The organism is Pseudomonas sp. 05N433 (genome assembly GCF_056396925.1).
The window spans coordinates 30,746-52,381 of sequence record NZ_JBFTML010000024.1 but is presented as its reverse complement, the minus strand read 5'-3'; the positions used below and the strand labels follow the sequence as shown (position 1 = coordinate 52,381).

General features: G+C 60.1%; 23 protein-coding genes. 1 reads left to right on the top strand and 22 read right to left on the bottom strand.

Annotation, left to right across the window (positions count from 1 at the left end):
- Positions 1-3 precede the first annotated feature (3 nt).
- From AC1DIS_RS14755 to flhA, 7 genes are all read right to left on the bottom strand, one after another.
- Positions 4-2,271: a chemotaxis protein CheA gene (locus AC1DIS_RS14755; RefSeq protein WP_086945859.1), complete on the bottom strand. Its 2,268-nt coding sequence runs from the start codon at positions 2,269-2,271 to the stop codon at positions 4-6.
- Between the two features lie 37 nt (positions 2,272-2,308).
- Positions 2,309-3,097: a protein phosphatase CheZ gene (locus AC1DIS_RS14750; protein WP_477780944.1), complete on the bottom strand. Its 789-nt coding sequence runs from the start codon at positions 3,095-3,097 to the stop codon at positions 2,309-2,311.
- Positions 3,098-3,118: 21 nt separating this feature from the next.
- Positions 3,119-3,490: a chemotaxis response regulator CheY gene (locus AC1DIS_RS14745; protein WP_167331167.1), complete on the bottom strand. Its 372-nt coding sequence runs from the start codon at positions 3,488-3,490 to the stop codon at positions 3,119-3,121.
- A 167-nt stretch (positions 3,491-3,657) separates the two neighbouring features.
- Complete coding sequence (gene fliA / locus AC1DIS_RS14740) at positions 3,658-4,398, bottom strand: RNA polymerase sigma factor FliA (protein ID WP_018925059.1); 741 nt, start codon at positions 4,396-4,398, stop codon at positions 3,658-3,660.
- Positions 4,395-5,225 (bottom strand): flagellar synthesis regulator FleN, encoded by an 831-nt coding sequence (fleN, locus tag AC1DIS_RS14735; RefSeq protein WP_477780943.1) that lies wholly within the window; start codon positions 5,223-5,225, stop codon positions 4,395-4,397. Before fleN ends, fliA begins: the two co-directional genes overlap by 4 nt.
- Before the next feature lie 116 nt (positions 5,226-5,341).
- The gene (flhF, locus tag AC1DIS_RS14730) at positions 5,342-6,667 is read right to left on the bottom strand and encodes a flagellar biosynthesis GTPase FlhF (protein ID WP_018925058.1); all 1,326 of its coding nucleotides are present in this window, start codon (positions 6,665-6,667) and stop codon (positions 5,342-5,344) included.
- A gap of 11 nt (positions 6,668-6,678) precedes the next feature.
- A complete protein-coding gene (gene flhA, locus AC1DIS_RS14725; RefSeq protein WP_007938653.1) occupies positions 6,679-8,808 on the bottom strand; it encodes a flagellar biosynthesis protein FlhA in 2,130 nt (709 codons plus the stop codon).
- A 393-nt stretch (positions 8,809-9,201) separates the two neighbouring features.
- Between flhA and AC1DIS_RS14720 the strand changes: the two genes are divergently transcribed.
- Positions 9,202-9,351 (top strand): hypothetical protein, encoded by a 150-nt coding sequence (locus AC1DIS_RS14720; protein ID WP_018925056.1) that lies wholly within the window; start codon positions 9,202-9,204, stop codon positions 9,349-9,351.
- Between the two features lie 48 nt (positions 9,352-9,399).
- Here the strand turns inward: AC1DIS_RS14720 and flhB are convergent, their stop codons facing one another.
- The 15 genes from flhB to fliH all read right to left on the bottom strand — a co-directional run bounded on the left by flhB (position 9,400) and on the right by fliH (position 21,635).
- On the bottom strand, positions 9,400-10,539 hold the full coding sequence (flhB, locus tag AC1DIS_RS14715; protein ID WP_086945860.1) for a flagellar biosynthesis protein FlhB: 1,140 nt from the start codon (positions 10,537-10,539) through the stop codon (positions 9,400-9,402).
- 3 nt (positions 10,540-10,542) lie between these two features.
- Positions 10,543-11,325 (bottom strand): flagellar biosynthetic protein FliR, encoded by a 783-nt coding sequence (fliR, locus tag AC1DIS_RS14710; protein ID WP_018925054.1) that lies wholly within the window; start codon positions 11,323-11,325, stop codon positions 10,543-10,545.
- Between the two features lie 3 nt (positions 11,326-11,328).
- Entirely contained in the window at positions 11,329-11,598 is a 270-nt protein-coding gene (gene fliQ, locus AC1DIS_RS14705) for a flagellar biosynthesis protein FliQ (RefSeq protein ID WP_007938648.1), read from the bottom strand.
- Complete coding sequence (gene fliP, locus AC1DIS_RS14700) at positions 11,595-12,353, bottom strand: flagellar type III secretion system pore protein FliP (protein WP_007938646.1); 759 nt, start codon at positions 12,351-12,353, stop codon at positions 11,595-11,597. Before fliP ends, fliQ begins: the two co-directional genes overlap by 4 nt.
- Positions 12,353-12,802, bottom strand: coding sequence for a flagellar biosynthetic protein FliO (gene fliO / locus AC1DIS_RS14695; RefSeq protein WP_018925053.1), 450 nt, complete (start codon positions 12,800-12,802; stop codon positions 12,353-12,355). The genes fliP and fliO overlap by 1 nt, the downstream gene beginning before the upstream one ends.
- A complete protein-coding gene (gene fliN, locus AC1DIS_RS14690; RefSeq protein ID WP_007938642.1) occupies positions 12,803-13,261 on the bottom strand; it encodes a flagellar motor switch protein FliN in 459 nt (152 codons plus the stop codon).
- A 56-nt stretch (positions 13,262-13,317) separates the two neighbouring features.
- Complete coding sequence (fliM, locus tag AC1DIS_RS14685; protein ID WP_007938639.1) at positions 13,318-14,286, bottom strand: flagellar motor switch protein FliM; 969 nt, start codon at positions 14,284-14,286, stop codon at positions 13,318-13,320.
- Positions 14,287-14,295: 9 nt separating this feature from the next.
- Positions 14,296-14,796 carry a flagellar basal body-associated protein FliL gene (gene fliL / locus AC1DIS_RS14680; RefSeq protein WP_064619464.1) on the bottom strand — a complete coding sequence of 167 codons (501 nt, stop codon included), beginning with the start codon at positions 14,794-14,796 and terminating at the stop codon, positions 14,296-14,298.
- Positions 14,797-15,011: 215 nt separating this feature from the next.
- Positions 15,012-16,403, bottom strand: a complete 1,392-nt coding sequence (locus tag AC1DIS_RS14675; protein WP_477744241.1) for a flagellar hook-length control protein FliK — start codon at positions 16,401-16,403, stop codon at positions 15,012-15,014.
- 105 nt (positions 16,404-16,508) lie between these two features.
- A complete protein-coding gene (locus tag AC1DIS_RS14670; RefSeq protein WP_018925049.1) occupies positions 16,509-16,856 on the bottom strand; it encodes an Hpt domain-containing protein in 348 nt (115 codons plus the stop codon).
- A 32-nt stretch (positions 16,857-16,888) separates the two neighbouring features.
- A complete protein-coding gene (locus tag AC1DIS_RS14665; protein WP_477780942.1) occupies positions 16,889-18,592 on the bottom strand; it encodes an ATP-binding SpoIIE family protein phosphatase in 1,704 nt (567 codons plus the stop codon).
- Between the two features lie 5 nt (positions 18,593-18,597).
- A complete protein-coding gene (locus tag AC1DIS_RS14660; RefSeq protein WP_477780941.1) occupies positions 18,598-18,903 on the bottom strand; it encodes an STAS domain-containing protein in 306 nt (101 codons plus the stop codon).
- Between the two features lie 118 nt (positions 18,904-19,021).
- Entirely contained in the window at positions 19,022-19,471 is a 450-nt protein-coding gene (fliJ, locus tag AC1DIS_RS14655) for a flagellar export protein FliJ (RefSeq protein ID WP_018925046.1), read from the bottom strand.
- 6 nt (positions 19,472-19,477) lie between these two features.
- Complete coding sequence (gene fliI, locus AC1DIS_RS14650; RefSeq protein ID WP_018925045.1) at positions 19,478-20,836, bottom strand: flagellar protein export ATPase FliI; 1,359 nt, start codon at positions 20,834-20,836, stop codon at positions 19,478-19,480.
- Positions 20,826-21,635, bottom strand: a complete 810-nt coding sequence (gene fliH / locus AC1DIS_RS14645; RefSeq protein WP_477780940.1) for a flagellar assembly protein FliH — start codon at positions 21,633-21,635, stop codon at positions 20,826-20,828. Before fliH ends, fliI begins: the two co-directional genes overlap by 11 nt.
- Position 21,636 lies beyond the last annotated feature (1 nt).

Here is a 21,636-nt window from a genome sequence, read left to right as displayed (position 1 = left end):
GAATCAAATACGCCGTGCGGCGTAACGCTTGAGCATGCTCGGAACATCGAGAATCAGAGCAATGCGGCCGTCACCGGTGATGGTGGCACCGGACATGCCCGGGGTTCCCTGGAGCATTTTGCCCAATGGCTTGATGACCACTTCTTCCTGGCCCACCAACTGATCGACGACGAAGCCGATCCGTTGAGTGCCCACCGAAAGGATCACCACATGGCCCTCGCGCTGCTCTTCGTGAGCGGCGGAGCTGACCAGCCAGCGCTTGAGGTAGAACAAGGGCAGCGCCTTGTCCCGCACGATCACCACTTCCTGGCCGTCCACCACGTTGGTGCGCGACAGGTCGAGGTGGAAGATCTCGTTGACGTTCACCAGCGGGAACGCGAACGCCTGGTTGCCGAGCATGACCATCAGCGTCGGCATGATCGCCAGGGTCAACGGGACCTTGATGACGATCTTCGAGCCTTTGCCCTTGGTCGAGTAGATATTGATGGTGCCGTTGAGCTGGGCGATCTTGGTTTTCACCACGTCCATGCCCACGCCACGACCGGACACGTCGGAGATCTCGGTCTTGGTCGAGAAGCCCGGCGCGAAGATCAGGTTGAAGCAATCGGACTCGCTGAGACGGTCCGCCGCATCCTTGTCCATCAAACCTTTTTTCACGGCGATACCGCGCAAAACGTCAGCGTCCATGCCCTTGCCGTCATCGGAGATGGACAGCAGGATGTGGTCGCCTTCCTGTTCAGCGGACAGAATCACTTTGCCGCTGCGAGGCTTGCCCATCGCTTCGCGATCAGCCGGCTCTTCGATACCGTGGTCGACCGAGTTGCGCACCAAGTGGACCAACGGGTCGGCCAGGGCCTCGACGAGGTTCTTGTCGAGGTCGGTTTCTTCGCCGACCAGTTCCAGGTTGATCTCTTTCTTGAGCTGGCGAGCCAGGTCGCGAACCAGACGCGGGAAGCGCCCGAAGACTTTCTTGATTGGTTGCATCCGGGTCTTCATGACCGCGGTTTGCAGGTCGGCCGTGACCACGTCGAGGTTCGACACGGCCTTGGACATGGCTTCGTCGCCGCTGTTGAGGCCCAGACGAACCAGGCGGTTACGAACCAGTACCAGCTCGCCGACCATGTTCATGATTTCGTCGAGACGCGCGGTGTCGACCCGCACGGTGGTCTCGGCTTCGCTGGTTGGCTTTTCCGCGGGCGGCGCGGCCGGGGCACGAGCAGGAGCCGGCGCTGCGGCGGCAGCAGGCTTCGGTGCTTCTGCTTTGGGCTCGGGGGCTTTTGGCTCGGGTGCCTTGGCCACAGGTGCTGGTGCCTTGGCAACCGGAGTCGCTACCGAAGCAACAGCAGACGCAGTGCCCACTTCAGTGAACTTGCCCTTGCCATGCAATTCGTCGAGCAGCGATTCGAATTCATGATCGGAGATCAGATCGCTACCGGCCGCAGCGGCGGTTGGCGCAGCCGGGGCTGGCGCCGAAGCGATTGCCGATTCCAGCGCATCGACCGCAAAGTTGCCTTTGCCGTGCAACTGGTCGAGCAGTGCTTCGAACTCGTCGTCGGTGATGTCGGAGCTGTCGCCGGCGGCTTTCGGAGCAGCCGGAGCAGCAGGCGCAGCGGCTACTGCATCGGCGGCGAACTGGCCTTTGCCGTGCAATTGATCGAGCAACGACTCGAACTCGGCATCGGTGATTTCGTCACTGGCGGCTGCATCGGCGGCAGGCTGCGAAACAGGCTGCGCAGCCGCTACGGGCGCCTCGGCCTGGGCCTTGACGGCGTTCAGCGAGTCCAGCAGTTGTTCGAATTCGTTATCGGTAATGTCGCCCGATTCGCTTTCGGCGACCGGTGCTTCAACCACTTCAGCGACCGGCGCCGGTGCAGCTTCCATTTGCGGCTCGGCCAGACGGGCCAGCGCCGCGAGTAATTCAGGCGTGGCAGCCGTGATCGGGCTGCGTTCGCGGACTTCGCTGAACATGCTGTTCACCGCGTCCAGCGCTTCGAGAACCACGTCCATCAGTTCCGAGTCGACGCGACGCTCACCCTTGCGCAGGATGTCGAACACGTTCTCGGCGATGTGACAGCACTCCACCAGCTCGTTGAGCTGGAGGAAGCCGGCGCCCCCTTTTACAGTGTGAAAACCGCGAAAAATTGCATTGAGCAAGTCCGCATCATCAGGTCGGCTTTCCAGCTCGACCAGCTGCTCGGACAGTTGCTCTAGAATCTCGCCGGCCTCAACCAGGAAATCCTGAAGGATCTCTTCATCGGCGCCGAAGCTCATTAAGGGGGTGCTCCTACAGGTCTAAAAACCCAGAAAACTAAAATCCAAGACTGGATAACAAATCGTCCACATCGTCCTGACCGGACACAACGTCTTCTCTTTTATCGGCATGAATCTGCGGACCTTCACCCTGAGAGAGATGTTTTTGTGGATCTTTTTCAGCAAGCATCGCCTCACGGTCGTGTTCGATACCCGCAAAGCGGTCTACGTGACTGGCCATGAGCACGAGCTTGAGCAGATTGCTTTCAACTTCGGTGACCAATTGGGYCACACGCTTGATCACCTGACCGGTGAGGTCCTGGTAATCCTGGGCCAGCAGAATGTCGTTGAGGTTGCTCGACACGACGCGGTTGTCTTCACTGCTGCGTGTCAGGAAACCATCGACCCGCCGGGCCAGTTCGCGGAACTCTTCAGCCCCGACTTCGCGACGCATGAACCGTCCCCAATCCGTGCTCAGCGCCTGGGCTTCATCGCTCAGGCTGTTGATCAGCGGCGTGGCGTTTTCCACCAGGTCCATGGTGCGGTTGGCCGCGGCCTCGGTCAGCTTGACCACATAGGACAGGCGCTCGGTGGCATCCGTGATCTGAGACACTTCCTCAGCTTGCGGCATGTGCGGGTCAATCTGGAAATTGACGATCGCGCTATGCAGCTCGCGGGTGAGCTTGCCCACTTCCTGATACAGGCCGCGGTCACGGGTCTGGTTGAGCTCATGGATCAGTTGCACAGCGTCGCCAAACTTGCCTTTTTCAAGGCTGTCGACCAGTTCGACCGCGTGTTTTTTCAGGGTCGACTCAAAATCGCCCTGTGAAGATTCGTTATGCTCCATAGCTCCCCCGTGCGCAGTACATCAGCCGATGCGTTCGAAAATCTTCTCGATTTTTTCTTTCAACGCCTGGGCTGTGAAGGGTTTGACCACATAGCCGTTAACACCGGCCTGGGCCGCTTCGATGATTTGCTCGCGCTTGGCTTCGGCGGTCACCATCAGCACCGGCAGGTGCTTGAGCCTTTCATCGGCGCGCACCGCACGAAGCAGGTCGATGCCGGTCATACCGGGCATGTTCCAGTCGGTAACCAGAAAATCGAAGTTACCGCTTTGCAGCATCGGCAACCCGGTCAGCCCGTCATCGGCTTCGGCGGTGTTGGTGAACCCAAGGTCACGCAACAGGTTTTTTATGATCCGCCGCATCGTTGAGAAGTCATCAACGATGAGGATTTTCATGTTCTTGTCCAATTCGACCTCCAAGCAGTCTTAAACGCGCCCAGCACCTGGACGCGCCATTTCAATCAATCCGGCAAAGCACTCAATGACTGTCTGGAGCACAACAGATCGAGACCGGTACGGTTCAACACCACACCAGCTCCATTCGCAGTGTCCCCACACTGCCTTCAGCGCGCTCGCCACTCCCCCAAACGCCCCCGCAAACGGGCCGCGCACTGGCTGTGTAACTGGCTGACCCGCGACTCGCTGACCCCCAGGACCTCACCGATTTCCTTGAGATTCAACTCTTCGTCGTAGTACAGCGCCAACACCAGTCGCTCACGCTCCGGCAAATTGGCAATCGCGTCCGCCAGCGCCGCCTGGAAGCGTTCATCTTCCAGATCGCGTGACGGCTCGAGATGAGCACTCGCGCCATCCTCATGCAGCCCTTCGTGTTCGCCGTCCTGCAACAGATCGTCGAAACTGAATAACCGGCTGCCCAGGGTGTCGTTCAAAATCCCGTAATAATCGTCGAGACTCAATTGGAGTTCGGCCGCAACTTCGTGATCTTTAGCGTCACGGCCGGTTTTAGCTTCAATCGAGCGAATCGCGTCGCTGACCATGCGGGTATTGCGGTGGACCGAACGTGGCGCCCAGTCCCCCTTGCGCACTTCATCGAGCATCGCGCCGCGGATTCGAATGCCCGCGTACGTCTCGAAACTCGCGCCTTTGCTGGCGTCGTATTTGGTTGATACTTCAAGCAGGCCGATCATCCCGGCCTGGATCAGGTCTTCGACCTGGACACTGGCCGGCAGACGCGCCAGCAAGTGGTAGGCAATGCGTTTGACCAGTGGCGCGTAACGCTCGATCAGCTCGTACTGCGCGTCACGTGCCGACTGCTTGTAGAGGTTGTAACCGCTGGCTGTCATAGCACGGGTCCTGCAGTTTGTTGCACGAGGCGCTCGACGAAAAACTCCAGATGTCCACGAGGGTTGGCCGGCAGTGGCCAGGTATCGACTTTCTGCGCAATGGCCTTGAACGCCAGGGCGCACTTGGAACGCGGAAAGGCTTCATACACCGCGCGTTGCTTCTGCACCGCCTTGCGTACGCTTTCGTCGTAAGGCACTGCGCCGACGTATTGTAAGGCGACGTCGAGGAAGCGATCCGTGACCTTGGTCAACTTGGCGAACAGGTTGCGGCCTTCCTGCGGGCTCTGCGCCATGTTGGCCAGGACGCGGAAGCGGTTCATGCCGTAGTCGCGGTTAAGCAGTTTGATCAGCGCGTAGGCGTCGGTGATCGAGGTCGGTTCGTCGCACACCACCAGCAAGACTTCCTGCGCGGCGCGCACGAAGCTGACTACCGAGTCACCAATGCCCGCAGCGGTGTCGATCACCAATACGTCGAGGTTGTCGCCGATATCACTGAACGCCTGGATCAGGCCGGCATGCTGGGCCGGGCTCAGATGAACCATGCTCTGGGTGCCGGAGGCGGCCGGGACGATGCGGATACCGCCAGGCCCTTGCAACAGCACGTCGCGCAGCTCACAGCGGCCTTCGATCACGTCGGCCAGCGTGCGTTTGGGTGTCAGTCCCAACAGAACGTCGACGTTCGCCAGCCCCAGATCGGCATCCAGCAGCATGACGCGCCGGCCGAGCTCAGCTAGAGCCAGGGACAAGTTCACTGACACGTTAGTMTTCCCGACGCCACCTTTGCCGCCGGTCACCGCGATCACCTGTACGGGATGCATGCTGCCCATGTTATTTCTTTACCTTGTCTTACTTAGACGGAGGCCACATTACTGGCTGCGCGTTCACCATCGGAACAATGCATGGCAGACCATCGATGTAGGTACAAAAAATGTTCATTAACACCTCAGCCAACCTGCTTGGTCGGGCTGTGGTAAATATCAGCGAACATGTCAGCCATGGCTTCTTCGCTGGGTTCTTCCTGCATTTGTACGCTAACGGCGCGGCTGACCAACTGATGACGACGTGGCAGATGCAAATCATCCGGAATCCGTGGACCATCGGTCAGGTAAGCCACCGGCAACTCATGACTGATCGCCAGGCTCAACACCTCGCCCAGACTTGCCGTTTCATCCAGTTTAGTCAGGATGCAGCCGGCGAGGCCGCAGCGTTTGTAACTGTGATAAGCGGCAGTTAGAACCTGTTTCTGGCTGGTGGTTGCCAGGACCAGATAATTTTTTGATTTGATGCCGCGCCCGGCCAGGCTTTCGAGCTGCATCCGCAGTGCCGGATCGCTGGCCTGAAGGCCGGCGGTATCGATCAGCACCACGCGTTTGCGCAGCAAGGGCTCCAGCGCCTGCACCAGGGATTGACCCGGATCGACGTGGGTCACCGACACGTTAAGGATCCGGCCCAGCGTCTTGAGCTGTTCCTGGGCACCAATGCGATAGCTGTCCATGCTCACCAGCGCGATGTTCTGCGCGCCGTACTTGAGCACGTAACGGGCCGCGAGCTTGGCCAGCGTGGTGGTCTTGCCCATGCCGGCCGGACCGACCATGGCAATCACACCGCCCTCTTCCAGTGGCTCGACTTCCGGGGTGGCGATCATCCGCGCCAGGTGCGCGAGCAACATGCGCCAGGCCTGACGAGGCTCTTCAATGTCGGTAATCAGTGCCAGCAGATCGCGCGACAACGGGCCGGACAGGCCGATGCGTTGCAGGCGACGCCAGAGGTTGGCCTGGGCCGGACGGCTGCCTTGCAGCTGATTCCAGGCCAGCGAGCCAAGCTGCACTTCCATCAGTTCACGCAGGCTGTTGAGCTCGAAACGCATCGAATCGAATGCGCGCGGATCGACACCGGTCGCCGCAGCAGGCGCGGGGGCCGGACGCCGAGGTTCGGCGAGCGCCGGTTCGATCAGCGGTTCGGCGGCGGTCAACGGCAGGCCGGCGAACAACTGGCGATTGGTGGTCTTGTCGCTCTCGCCATCGCCGCGCAGGCTCAGTTCGGCCTGGGCGGTGACGATCCGCGACTGGGTCTTGCGCAGCTCATCCTCGAGTTCCATGTTCGGAACACGCGGGGCCAGCGCCGACAATTTGTAATCCAGGGCAGCCGTCAGCTCGACACCGCCGGCGATCCGGCGATTGCCAATGATGGCGGCATCAGCGCCCAGCTCATCACGAACCAGTTTCATGGCCTGACGCATATCGGCGGCGAAAAAACGCTTAACTTGCATAAACCACTACCTCAGCCGTTGGGCCCTACTGTCGCAACGATGGTCACTTGCTTGTTGTCAGGAATTTCCTGGTAAGCCAACACGTGCAAACCCGGCACCGCCAGCCGACCGAATCGCGAGAGCATCGCGCGAACCGGACCGGCCACCAGCAGAATCACCGGCTGACCTTGCATTTCCTGACGCTGCGCCGCATCGATCAACGAGCGTTGCAGTTTTTCCGCCATGCTTGGCTCCAGCAGAACGCCCTCTTCCGAGCCTTGTCCTGCCTTCTGAAGACTATTGAGCAATATTTGTTCCAACCTTGGTTCCAAGGTGATCACAGGCAGCTCCGACTCAGTGCCTACAATGCTTTGCACGATTGCACGGGATACGCCGACGCGCACTGCGGCCACCAAAGCGGCGGTATCTTGACTCTTGGCGGCGTTGTTCGCGATGGCTTCGGCGATGCTGCGGATGTCCCGCACYGGCACCTGTTCGGCCAGCAACGCCTGCAAGACTTTGAGCAGTTGCGACAGCGAAACCACCCCCGGCACCAGCTCTTCGGCCAGCTTCGGTGAGCTTTTGGCCAGCAATTGCATGAGTTGCTGGACTTCTTCGTGGCCGATCAGCTCGCTGGAGTGCTTGTACAGAATCTGGTTCAAGTGGGTCGCCACCACCGTACTGGCATCGACCACGGTGTAACCGAGGGATTGCGCCTGGGCACGCTGGCTGATTTCGATCCACACCGCTTCCAGGCCAAAAGCCGGATCTTTGGCGGTGATGCCATTGAGCGTGCCGTAGACCTGACCCGGGTTGATCGCCAGTTCGCGCTCCGGGTAAATCTCCGCTTCAGCCAGGATCACGCCCATCAGGGTCAGGCGATAGGCGCTAGGCGCCAGGTCGAGGTTGTCACGGATATGCACAGTCGGCATCAGGAAGCCCAGGTCCTGGGAGAGCTTTTTACGCACCCCCTTGATCCGCGCCAGCAACTGCCCACCCTGGTTGCGATCCACCAGCGGAATCAGGCGGTAGCCCACTTCCAGGCCAATCATGTCGATCGGCGTCACGTCATCCCAGCCAAGCTCCTTGGTTTCCTGAGCCCGGGCCGGTGACGGCAGCAACTCCTGCTGACGCTTGACCTCTTGCAGGGCCTGAACCTTGACCGCGTTCTGCTTCTTCCAGAACAGGTAAGCGCCACCGGCCGCCAGGGCTGCCATGGACAGAAAGGAGACGTGTGGCATGCCGGGCACCAGGCCCATCACCGCCATCAAGCCTGCGGCCACCGCCAAGGCTTTCGGCGAGGCGAACATCTGACGATTGATTTGTTTACCCATGTCTTCCGAGCCGGAAGCACGGGTCACCATGATCGCGGCAGCGGTCGACAACAGCAGTGATGGCAATTGCGCCACCAAACCGTCACCGATGGTCAACAGCGCATAAACCTTGCCGGCATCACCAAAGCTCATGCCGTGCTGGAAGATACCCACCGCCATGCCGCCGATCAGGTTGATGAACAGAATCAGCAGACCGGCGATGGCATCACCGCGCACGAATTTGCTGGCACCGTCCATGGAACCGTAGAACTCGGCCTCCTGGGCGACTTCCATCCGGCGCAGTTTCGCCTGGTTCTGATCGATCAGGCCGGCGTTCAAGTCGGCGTCGATCGCCATCTGTTTACCGGGCATCGCGTCGAGGGTGAAACGCGCGCTCACCTCGGAAATCCGCCCGGCGCCCTTGGTTACCACGACGAAGTTGATGATCATCAAAATCGCGAAGACCACGATACCGACCACGTAGTTACCGCCGATCACCACTTCACCGAAGGCCTGGATCACCTTACCGGCGGCGGCATGGCCGTCCTGACCGTGGAGCATCACCACCCGCGTGGAGGCCACGTTCAGCGCCAGTCGCAGCAATGTCGCCACCAGCAGAATGGTCGGGAACACCGCAAAATCCAGCGGCCGCAAGGCGTACACGCAGACCAGCAACACGACGATGGACAAGGCAATGTTGAAGGTGAAAAACACGTCCAGCAGGAACGGCGGCACCGGCAACATCATCATGGCCAGCATGACCAGCAGCAACAGCGGCACGCCCAGATTGCCCCGACTGAGGTCGGCGACGTTTGTGCGGGCACTGTTGATTAACTGAGAGCGATCCACCGGTTTTCCCCGTTCCTTTAAAGCAAACTTTTGACGCCTGAAGCAGGCGCAGGGCGGCTATTGCAAGAAGCCTTCCAACTTTTGCCAAGGAGGGAAATAGATAGATTTGTTGAGCCCGGGGTAGCAGCTGCCGAGCTGCGCGAGGCTGCGTTCGGCTGCGCAGCAGTCGCAAATCCTGTGCGAGGACTGCGTCCTCGAACGCAGCCTCGCAAGCTCGGCAGCTGCTACGAACAAGGTGGATCAGAGGCGGGACATGACATCGCTCAAGTTCACTGCCCCACCATTCGTCCAAAGACCTGCACAGCCGTAAGTTTTGATAGTAGCCAAAACGGCCTTATGGGTATTGGATGGTGATCATCAGCGTTGGTAATACCAAGCGCCGGAGCAGCGATCATGCCCAAGAAAGCGGTCAAGTCATTCAACGATGCCAAAGGCTTCGATCTGGTTGCGCCCAAGCAACAGGACGACAGGAAGAAACAGGAAAACAGTATCGCGAAAGAGCCCGGCAATGAAAAAGCCAAGAGGCGGCATCAGCGCCCGTAGGCGCTGTCGRAGGCGGCGATCTTTTTGATTTCAGAACCGTAGACCCGATCAGGAATCGCGTCGCAGATCCGGCGGAATCGGCAAATCATCTTTCAGCGGATCCGGACGTTTGCCCTTGCCCGCGCGGTACTGGCGGATCTGGTAGACGTACGCCAATACCTGAGCCACCGCCAGATACAGCCCGCCTGGAATTTCCTGATCCAGTTCCGTGGAGTAGTAAATCGAACGCGCCAGGGCGGGCGATTCGAGTAACTGCACTTGGTTGGCCACGGCGATTTCGCGGATCTTCAAGGCCAGGAAGTCGCTACCCTTGGCGATCAGCATCGGCGCACCACCCTTCTCCGGATCGTACTTGAGCGCCACGGCGTAGTGGGTCGGGTTGGTGATGACCACGTCGGCGTCGGGGATCGCGGCCATCATTCGCCGCTGCGACATCTCGCGCTGCAACTGGCGAATGCGCTGTTTGACCTCCGGCCGCCCCTCCTGATCCTTGTGCTCGTCACGCACTTCCTGCTTGGTCATCAGCAGCTTATTGTGGCTTTCCCAGAGCTGCACCGGCACGTCGACCGCCGCGATGATGATCAGCCCGCAAGCCATCCACAAGGTGCTCCAGCCGACCACTTGCAGGCTGTGAATGATCGCCATGTCCAACGGCTCATGAGCGATGCGCAGCAGATCGTCGATGTCCGACGACAAGACGGCCAACGCCACGAACAACACGATGAAAAACTTCGCCAGAGCCTTGAGCAGCTCCACCAGCGCCTTGACCGAGAACATTCGTTTCAGCCCTGCGGCGGGATTCATGCGACTGAACTTGGGCGCCATGGAGCCAGCCGCAAACAGCCAGCCCCCCAGGGAAATCGGGCCGATCAGCGCGGCCAGCAGCAAGGTGATCATCACCGGCTGAATCGCGAACAAGGCGATCTGTCCCGAATGCAGCAGATAAGTCGCCATGGAGCGCTGATCCAGAATCACCTCTCGCGAGAGCGAGAAGTTCATGCGCATCAGCTCCATCAAATCCTGGGCCAGGGCGCCACCAAAAATCAGCAGCCCACCGGCGCCGGCGAGCATGACCGCCAGGGTGTTGAGCTCCTTGGAGCGCGCAATCTCACCCTTCTCACGGGAGTCCTTTTTGCGTTTCTCCGTGGGGTCTTCTGTTTTGTCCTGACCGCTTTCGCTCTCAGCCATGACTCAGCGCGCCTGTGCCAGTTCGCGTAACAACTGCAAGGCCTCGGCGGCCAGCGGTTGATACTGATTGAGAATGTCCGCCAGGCCGACCCAGACGATGAACAGTCCAAGTACCAGGGTCAGCGGGAAACCGATCGAGAAGATGTTCAGCTGCGGCGCCGCCCGGGTCATCACGCCAAATGCAATATTGACCACCAGCAACGCGGTGATCGCCGGCAGCACCAGCAACAGCGCCGCACCAAGCACCCAGCCGAGCTTGCCGGCCAGTTCCCAGAAATGATTGACCATCAACCCGCCACCGACCGGCAGCGTGGTGAAGCTTTCAGTGAGGACTTCGAACACCACCAAGTGGCCGTTCATCGACAGGAACAACAGCGTCACCAGCATGGTGAAAAACTGCCCGATCACCGCCACTGACACGCCGTTCGTAGGGTCGACCATCGAAGCGAAGCCCATGCCCATCTGGATCGCGACAATTTGCCCGGCGACCACGAACGCCTGGAAGAACAGTTGCAAGGAGAAACCGAGAACCGCACCGATGATGATCTGCTCGGCAATCAGCAGCATCGCACTCAAGTCCAGCGCGTTGACCGCGGGCATGGGCGGCAGACCCGGTGCGATGACCACAGTGATCGCCAGCGCGAAGTACAAACGCACGCGTTTGGGCACCAGCGTCGTGCCGAAAATCGGCATGACCATCAGCAACGAGCCGATGCGAAACAGCGGCAACATGAACGTCGCCACCCAGGTGCTGATCTGGGTATCGGTCAGTTGCAGCAGCGACATGGCTTAACCGATGACCTGAGGAATGCTGTGGTACAGCTGAAGAATGTATTCCATGAAAGTCTGCACCAGCCACGGGCCGGCAACGATCAGCGTCACCAGCATCACCAGCAGACGCGGCAGGAAGCTCAGGGTCTGTTCGTTGATCTGCGTGGCCGCCTGGAACATCGCCACCAACAGCCCCACCAGCAAGCTCGGAATCACCAGCACGGCGACCATCATGGTGGTCAGCCACAGCGCTTCGCGAAAGATGTCCACGGCAACTTCGGGCGTCATGGTGAAACACCGCCGAAGCTGCTGGCCAACGTGCCGATGATCAACGCCCAGCCATCCACCAGCACGAACAGCATGATTTTGAACGGCAGGGAAATGATCAGTGGCGAGAGCATCATCATACCCATCGCCATCAGCACACTGGCCACCACCAGGTCGATGATCAGGAACGGAATGAAGATCATGAAGCCAATCTGGAACGCGGTTTTCAGTTCCGAGGTCACGAACGCCGGCACCAGAATCGTCAGCGGCGCCTGATCCGGCGTAGCAATATCAGTGCGCTTGGACAGGCGCATGAACAGCTCCAGATCGCTGCTGCGAGTCTGGGCCAGCATGAAGTCCTTGATCGGCACCTGAGCCTTGGCGACAGCATCCTGAGCGGTGAGTTTCTCCGCCAGATACGGCTGCAAGGCATCCTGATTCACCCGATCGAACACCGGCGCCATGATAAACATGGTGAGGAACAGCGCCATGCCGGTGAGGATCTGGTTCGACGGTGTCTGCTGCAAGCCCAGGGCCTGACGCAGGATCGAGAACACGATGATGATCCGGGTAAAACTGGTCATCAGCATGACGAACGCCGGGATGAAACTCAGCGCCGTCATGATCAGCAGGATTTGCAGGCTGACCGAGTATTCCTGGGCGCCATTGGCATTGGTGCCCAGGGTGATCGCCGGGATCGACAACGGATCGGCGGCGAACGCCAGTGGCGCAGCCAGCATCAGGGCCAGCGTCAAGACGATGCGTAACGCACCCATTACTTCTTATCCTTCTGATCCTTGCCAAGCATCTCCAACAGACGCTGGGCAAACTCCGGAGTCGCTTTCTCGGTTGCGCCCGGCACTTGTACCGGCTCCTTGAGCACATGCAACGCGGTGATGGTGCCGGGGCTCAGGCCGAGCAGAATCTGTTCGTTGCCGACCTGTACCAGCATCAAGCGGTCACGGGGGCCGAGGGCTCGGGAACCGATCAACTCGATCACTTGCCCCTTGCCCGCCGGACCGGCCTGCTGAACCCGGCGCAGCAGCCAGGCGAGGAAGAAGATCAACCCCAACACCAGCAGCAAGCCGAACACCAATTGCGTCAATTGCCCGGCCACACCACTGCTGACAGCTGGCGCGGCGGCCGCTGTCGCAGCAGTCGTCACCGACTCGGCCGCCAGCACGCTGGATGGCAAGGCCAACAGAACCGCAAGAACCTTGTTCACTCAGCGCAGCTTCTTGATGCGTTCGCTTGGGCTGATCACGTCGGTCAGGCGGATGCCGAACTTTTCGTTGACCACTACCACTTCGCCGTGGGCGATGAGCGTGCCGTTGACCAGCACGTCCAGCGGCTCGCCGGCCAGGCGATCGAGCTCGATCACCGAACCCTGGTTGAGTTGCAGCAGGTTGCGGATGTTGATGTCGGTGCTGCCGACTTCCATGGAAATCGACACCGGGATATCAAGGATCACGTCCAGGTTCGGTCCGTCCAGCGTCACTGGATCGTTGTTCTTCGGCACGCTGCCGAACTCTTCCATCGGCAGACGGTTGGAGCCCGACGTACCGGCATCGGCCGCCAGCAGCGCATCAATGTCAGCCTGCCCGGCGTCACCGGTCTCTTCCAGGGCCGCAGCCCATTCGTCGGCCAGTGCCTGGTCGTCCTGGGCGTTCATATCGTCGTTCATCATTTGTCCTCGGCGAGCAACAATTCAGTTAAATGCGTAGGGGGTACGAGCGCCGGTCAGCGGCGCTCGATCGGCTCGATCACTTGCAACGCGAGGTTGCCTTTGTGCGAGCCCATCTTGACCTTGAAGGCCGGCACGCCGTTGGCGCGCATGATCATTTCTTCCGGCATCTCGACCGGGATCACGTCGCCGGGCTGCATGTGCAGGATGTCGCGAAGGCGCAGCTGGCGGCGGGCAACGGTGGCACCGATCGGTACGTCGACGTCCAGCACGTCCTGGCGCAAGGCGTTGATCCAGCGCTCGTCCTGATCGTCGAGGTCCGACTGGAAGCCGGCATCGAGCATCTCGCGCACCGGCTCGATCATCGAGTACGGCATGGTCACGTGCAGGTCGCCGCCACCGCCATCGAGTTCGATGTGGAACGTCGACACCACAATGGCTTCGCTCGGCCCGACGATGTTGGCCATGGCCGGGTTCACTTCCGAGTTGATGTACTCGAAGTTCACTTCCATGATCGCCTGCCAGGCTTCCTTCAAATCGACGAAAGCCTGTTCCAGCACCATGCGCACCACACGCAGTTCGGTGGGGGTGAATTCACGCCCTTCGATCTTCGCGTGACGGCCGTCGCCGCCGAAGAAGTTGTCCACCAGCTTGAACACCAGTTTGGCGTCGAGGATGAACAGCGCGGTGCCGCGCAGCGGCTTGATCTTGACCAGGTTGAGGCTGGTCGGCACGTACAGCGAGTGCACGTATTCACCGAACTTCATCACCTGCACGCCACCGACGGCAACGTCCGCCGAGCGGCGCAGCATGTTGAACATGCTGATGCGGGTGTAGCGGGCGAAACGCTCGTTGATCATTTCCAGCGTCGGCATGCGTCCACGGACGATGCGATCCTGGCTGGTCAGGTCGTAGCTTTTGACACTGCCGGGTTCGGCAGCGTTATCGGTCTGTACCAGACCATCGTCGACGCCATGCAACAGCGCATCGATCTCATCCTGGGACAGCAGGTCCTGCACGGCCATGTCGTGTTCCTACTGCAGTACGAAATTAGTGAAAAGCAACTGTTCGATCACCACTTTGCCCAGCTCTTTCTGCGCCACTTCCTGAACGCTGGCCGTGGCTTTCTGACGCAACATCTCCTGGCCGACCGGGGTCGCCAGCGTGGCGAAATCCTGACCGGAAAACAGCATGACCAGGTTATTGCGGATCACTGGCATGTGGACTTTGAGCGCCTCCAGATCAGCCTGATTACGCCCCTGCATGGTGATGCTCACCTGCATGTAGCGCTGACGGCCGTTCTGGGTGTAGTTGGCTACGAAGGCTGGAGCCATTGGCTCGAAGATCGCCGGCTGCTTGCCGACCACAGCGGTTTCAGTCGCGGCGGCAGGCTTGCTCTGGGCGCCGTGCATGAAGAACCAGGTCGCCCCCACGGACAAGCCGATCGCCAGCAGCAGGGCCACGACGATCACAATGATCAGCTTGATTTTGCCTTTGGTTGCGGGGTCTTTTACTACTGCTTCACTCTTCGCCATGCCAATAATCCGTCACTATTCGGGTTTTCACAGTCGCACGGCAAGGCAAGAGCAAGTGTTATGCCAGAAGTGTCTGGGGCTATGTGGAGGCGGCAGGCAGGCAACGGAAATCAAAAGATCGCAGCCTTCGGCGGCTCCTGCATTTGGATGGTGTACACCCGTAGATACAAGGAGCTGCCGAAGGCTGCGATCTTTTGAGGGGGCGTCCTGATTTATCAGGCGTAATAATCGACCGCGCTGGTGCCGATCACGCTGGTGGTGTTGGCGGCCACATCAGCGACCGTCGCAGGAAGCTCTTCATCCATCGAATCGAGGCGACCGCCACTGGCATTGGTGCGCCCGCCCTGCCCCTGTTGAGCCTGTTCCTGCCCCTGGCCCTGGCCCTGGCCCTGCCAGCCACGGGACTGATCGGAAACGTTGACGTCGACCTGGCCCATGCCCTGCTGCGCGAACATGTCTCGCAGGCGATGCATTTGCCCGTCGAGTGCTTCGCGAACGCTTGGGTGAGCGCTCATGAAGGTCACTTGGGTCTGCTGATCCGGAACCATGTTCACCCGAATATCGAGGCGTCCCAGTTCGGCCGGTTGCAACTGGATATCCGCCGCCTTGAGATTGGCGCTGGACAGGTACATGACCCGGTTGACCACCTCTTCGGTCCAACCGCTCTGATGCATGGCGATCGGTTGGTTCACCGGCAATGCATTGGCAGTCTTGGGTGTTGCCGCTTGGGTCAGAGCCGCCAGACGATTGGCGAAGTCATCGACACGGGTGTCGCTGCTGGCGGACTTGAGATCCTTGAGGCCGTCATCGATCAGGCCACTGAACGCCTTCTCGCCGCCCTGGCTGGTGCTGTCCTGATCAGCCTGCACGTCGAGCATGCTCGCCATGCCTGCAGCAAAGTTCTGTGCCGAGGTCAGCTCGCCGTCGACGTGAGCCTGAGTCGGCGCCGCTTTTGGCTGAGCCTGGCTGGCGGCCGAAACGTGCCCGCTCTGCTCCAACGCCATACGCACGGCCGGCAGCGCATCAAGAGGATCGGCTTCGGGATCGAAATCAGGATCGGTGGTCGCAGCGGCCGGCGTCGCTGTTGCGGTAACGGCGGCCGCGACGGGTGCTTGTACGGTTGACTGCACAGCGGCGACAACCGGTGGGGTTTCCGGTACAGGGGCTGGCAGCACCGGCTGCACCACTTGCATCAACGCCGGATCGAGGGCTGGATCGAGGGCTGGATCGACAGGCGCGGTATCGACTACCGGCGTCGTCGGCTCAGCGGTATCCGGCGCGTCATCGCTGGCGGTCTTGTCATCGGCCTGCGCCGGTTTATCGGCGGGCAAGGATTTGCCGCTATCGGCAACCGTCGGTTCCTGGGCGGCAGACGAGTCGTTGCCCACGTCCTTTTTGCCAGTGTTGTCCGAGGCTTTGTCACGTACAGGTTTAGCCGATCCGTCCGCCGTAGCCGAAGGCTTGTTCTGGGCTTGATTGGCGTAGACCTCAGCGAAGCTGGACGCCTTGTCCCCGGGCTCAACCGTCGACGCCGGTGTATTGGCGGACGCGGCTTGAGTCTTGGCCGCAGCAGCGGCCTGAATAAGAATGTTGGGGGTAACGGGCATGGAACGGTCTCCGCTGCACTGGGATCGTAGGTACAGTTGAGTGAGTTGACTGCAAGGGTCGAGCCAGCTTTGTTCGCTGGCCGCCAAAAGCGCTGGATGGTTGTCTTATTCAGCCAGGGAACGTTGGCGCTCTGCCTCAAAAAGCGGTCGAACAATCGCGAATTCGCCGTCGATCTCTCCAACCAGCGCTTCTATGCCTTCGAGTTTTTTCTCTTTGGCTCGCTGCTCCAGCTCATGGCACAGCTCAGCCAACCGAGTCGCGCCCATGTTGCTGCTGCTGCCCTTGAAACTGTGCGCCGTGGCACCTAACCGATCGGCATCGTCAGCCTTGCGCAGCAAGCTCAATCGCTCTTCGGAATCGCTGAGAAAGGTATCGAGCAATTCTGGATACCCATCCTCCATAACTTCTTGCAACGCGCTCAGCACGTCACGATCCAGATGTGTGTTGTCCACTTGTTCACTCCTTTGATCAAGAATGCCCGGGATTATGCCTGAGCCTCCCAGAAAAACTCCACGCGAGCGCTGCGCCCATTATCGGACCAGCTCGCATGATGACTCAACTGTCGGATCAAACTGACTCCACGTCCCGACAAACGGACATCATCGACGGGACGCTCCATCACCCGCACCACATCGAAGCCCTTGCCACTGTCTTCGACTCGAACAGTCAGGCAACCACCTTCGCCTTTTGGCGTCACCTGCAAATGTACCCGCACATAGCCGTCCCGCAATTCGTCCAGGCGCGCACTGCGCTGCTGATAATAACGCGCAAAACCCGAAGCATCGCGCTTGAGACTCGAATCCAGACCTAGCACGCCATGCTCCAGGGCGTTGGAGTAAAGCTCTGCCAGCACACTGTAGAGCGCACCACTTTGAGCGCGCAGGCCGTGCACCTCAAACAGCAATTGCAACAGGTACGGCAGCGGGTTGAAGCGTTTGAGGGTGGCGGCGCGAAATTCGAAACTCACCGACCAGTCCAGCGGGCAGGACTGACCGCTGTCGGAATATACCGGTGCTGGCGGGCTCAGTTGCGCCGCATCCAACAGGCTGACCTCAACCATGCTCACGTCATCGCGAGCCTCGCCGCGAAAGTCCCGCAGGGCCTGCTCGATTTCTTCGAACAGCGCATCGGGCTGACGATTGGCTGCAAACACCTGCTCCAATCGCTCTACGCCAAATAACTGTTCATTGGCATCGCAGGTATCGATCACTCCATCAGACAACAGGAACACCCGATCCCCGACGGCCATCGGGAACACCTCGGTGCGGTCATCGAAGGTTTGCGGGCTCAGCACACCCAGCGGCAAGTGCCGTGCCGTGAGCGCTGTACGCTCGCCGCTGGTGGCGTTGTGCAAATAGCCGTCCGGCATCCCGCCGTTCCAGACCTCCACCGACCCTCGCTGAAAGCTCAGGCGCAGCAGGGTCGCGCAGCAGAACATGTCGACCGGCAGGATACGTTTGAGTTTGGCGTTCATCTCGCGCAGGGTTTCGGACAAGCCATAACCCTTGGCGGTCATGCCATAGAAAACTTCGGCCAACGGCATGGCACCGACAGCGGCCGGCAAACCATGGCCGGTGAAATCACCGAGCAACACATGCATGTCGCCGACCGGGGTAAACGCGGCCAGCAACAGATCACCGTTGAACAGCGCATAGGGCGATTGCAGATAACGGATGTTCGGCGCATTCAGGCAACCGGAGTGGGCCACCTTGTCGAACACGGCTTTGGCCACTCGCTGCTCGTTGAGCAGGTAATCATGGTGCCTGGCGATCAGGTCGCGCTGCTCCAGCACCGTGGCCTGCAAACGCCGCAGGCGGTCCATTGCCTTGATCTTGGCCGCGAGGATCACCTGGTTGTAAGGCTTTGCCAGAAAGTCGTCGCCCCCGGCCTCCAGACAACGAGCCAGGGCTTCGCTTTCGGTCAGCGACGTCAGAAAGATGATCGGCACCAAGGTTTCGCCGGCCAGCGCCTTGATCTGCTGCGCGGCCTCGAAGCCATCCATCACCGGCATCATGGCGTCCATCAGCACCAGGTGCGGCCGCTGCGAGCGAAACGCCTCGACCGCCTCGGCGCCATTACTGGCTGTCAGCACTTCATGACCCTGACGACGGACGATAGTCGACAGCAGCATACGATCGGCCGCACTGTCTTCGGCGATCAGAATCGTCAGCGGCTCGRGCGGCTGCATGACAGTCAACTGATGTCGAACAGCTTGTCGAAGTTGGAGATGGCGAGGATTTTMTTCACATCGCTACTGCTGTTGACGACACGAATATCGGAGTTGTCGCCACCGGCGTGATCGCGCAGCAAAAGCAACATGCCCAGCGCCGAGCTATCGAGATAAGTGGCTTTCTTCAGGTCCACCACAATGGACTCGGGTTTACTGTTGAGTCGCTCGTAGGACTCGCGAAACTCCTGATGCCGACCGAAATCGAATCGTCCCTCGATCGAAATCGTCAGCTTTTTCCCATCCGAGGATACTTCTGTAACGACTGACATTTCACGGCTTCCTTGTCATTGACGAACGTACGTGTAGAAGGTTTAGCACCTGATGGGGGCTGGAGCAAGGCTGAAAAAATTGTACGGTTTGTGAAATCGCCTTCGCGGGCTACCTGATTCAATACGAATCCTGACGCGGCAACCGCTGGGACAATTCATCCAGCAACTTCTGCTCGCGCTTGTCTTCCAGTTGCCGTGCCTCATCCATGTAGCGCTGAACCAGTTTGCGCAAGCCTTCGACCCGGGCAAATGCCTGTTGCCAGGCTTCTCGGGCCTTGTTCAGGTTGTTTTGATGCCAGTTCAGGCTCTGGCGCTGCTGGTCGATGGCCGTGCCCAATTGCGCGAGAAAACCCTGATAGCCCAGCAGCCACTGACCCGAAACGCCGCCACTGCCGCGCACGATCCATTGTTCCTGGTAGTCGAGACGGAAGGCTTCGAGGTCGGCGAGTTTGCTTTCCGCCAAACGAACCTGGCCCTGGAAGTGCCCCAGGCGCTGGACGGCGGTTTTCTCGGCCTTTTCAGCCATGTCCACCACAGGCGCCAGGCGTGCCGCGCGACTCGAGGCCATGACCGGTTAACCGCCTGGCGCTGGCGCGAAGACCGAAGCAAGATGGTTTTCGCTGGCGCCCATGCTGATGTTGTCGTTCAAGCCCTGGCGCAGGTACAGGGACATGGCCGGTTGCAGATTGATCGCTGTGTCGGTTTCCCGGTCACCGCCGGGCACGTAGGCGCCGACACTGATCAGGTCGCGGCTCTGCTGATAGCGCGACCAGTATTGCTTGAACATCTGCGCGTGGTTCAGGTGTTTGATACCGACCACCGACGGCATGACCCGACTGATGGACGCTTCGATGTCGATGGCCGGGTAATGCCCTTCCTCGGCCAGACGCCGGGACAGCACGATGTGCCCGTCAAGCACGCCCCGCGCCGAGTCGGCGATCGGGTCCTGTTGGTCATCGCCTTCAGACAATACCGTGTAGAACGCGGTGATCGAGCCGCCGCCCTTTTCGGCGTTACCGGCCCGCTCCACCAGTTTCGGCAACTTGGCAAACACCGACGGCGGATAGCCCTTGGTCGCCGGCGGTTCGCCGATGGCCAGGGCGATTTCCCGCTGGGCCTGAGCGAAACGGGTCAGGGAATCCATCAGCAACAGGACATTCTTGCCCTTGTCGCGGAAATACTCGGCGATCCGCGTGCAGTACATGGCCGCGCGCAAACGCATCAGCGGCGCATCGTCCGCCGGCGAAGCCACCACCACCGAACGCTTGAGCCCTTCTTCACCGAGGATGTGCTCGATGAACTCTTTAACTTCTCGACCCCGCTCACCGATCAGCCCGACCACGATAATGTCGGCCTCGGTGAAACGGGTCATCATGCCCAACAGCACACTCTTGCCGACGCCGGTACCGGCGAACAGCCCGAGGCGCTGACCGCGACCGACCGTCAACAAACCGTTGATGCAGCGAATGCCCACGTCAAGCGGCTGGCTGATCGGGTCACGCTTGAGCGGGTTGATGGTCGGGCCGTCCATTGGCACCCAGTCTTCAGCCTTCATCCCGCCCTTGCCATCCAGCGCACGACCGGCGCCATCGAGCACCCGCCCGAGCATGCTCATGCCCATCGGCAAGCGACCGTTGTCCGCCAGGGGAACCACGCGTGCGCCTGGCGCAATGCCGGCGACGCTGCCGACCGGCATCAGAAACACTTTGCTGCCGGAGAAGCCCATGACTTCGGCTTCGACCTGCACCGGGTGATAGCTGTCATCGTTGATGACCATGCAGCGGCTGCCCATGGCGGCGCGCAAGCCTTCGGCTTCGAGGGTCAGGCCGACCATACGCAACAGGCGACCTTCGAGGATCGGCGCGCCAGCCAGCTCCGTGGCCTCGGCGTAGCTGCCGAGGCGCTTGGCGAAGCTGGTGCGATCAAGGCGCATCGGGATGGTCCAGTTCCGGTTCGACCGGGGTGACGGCAGGCTTCTTGTCGATCGGCAATTCCAGGCTGAGGTCCGGCGCGGCCGGGTGCAACGCCTGATCGTGCAATTGGTCGAACAGCTTGGCCATGACCTGGGTCACACGGGTTTCGATGGTCGCATCGATACGGCTGTGTTCGGTCTCGACCCGGCAACCGCCCGGCAACAAGGACTCGTCCTCGACGATGCGCCAGGTTTCCTCATGGCGCTCGCGCAGGGCTTTGACCTGTTCGAAATCCTGCGGGTTGACGTACAACCGCACATTGCCCACGCCCAGTGGCAAGAGCTTGAGCGCTTCACGCATGACGTGTTCGATCTGCGTCGAGTCGATGGCCAGCTCGCGCTGAATAACCTGTTTGGTGATGTGCTGTACAAGGTCGACCAGCGACTTTTCGATCTGGGTGTCCTGCTCGGCAATGGGCTCGAACAGGTTGGCCATCAACTGTTCCAGGCAAGCGATCTTGGCCGTCAGGGCCACTTCGGCTTCCTGACGGACCTTGAGCGTGGTGCTATGGAAACCTTCTTTCTCGCCAACCGCGAAGCCTTCGTTGTAGGCCTCCTGGCGAATGCTTTCGAGCTCTTCGAGGGTCAGTGGCTGGACTTCTTCCAGCGGCACTTCTTCCATTTCCGGCGGTTCGGGTTCCGGTTCCGGCTCGGGTTYTGGCACAAACGGGTCGAAGCTGGGCAGCGCCCAGACATCGAAACCTGCGACGTTCTTGCCACGGATCAGGTCGGTCTGGGACTCATCATGTTTGGACGACATA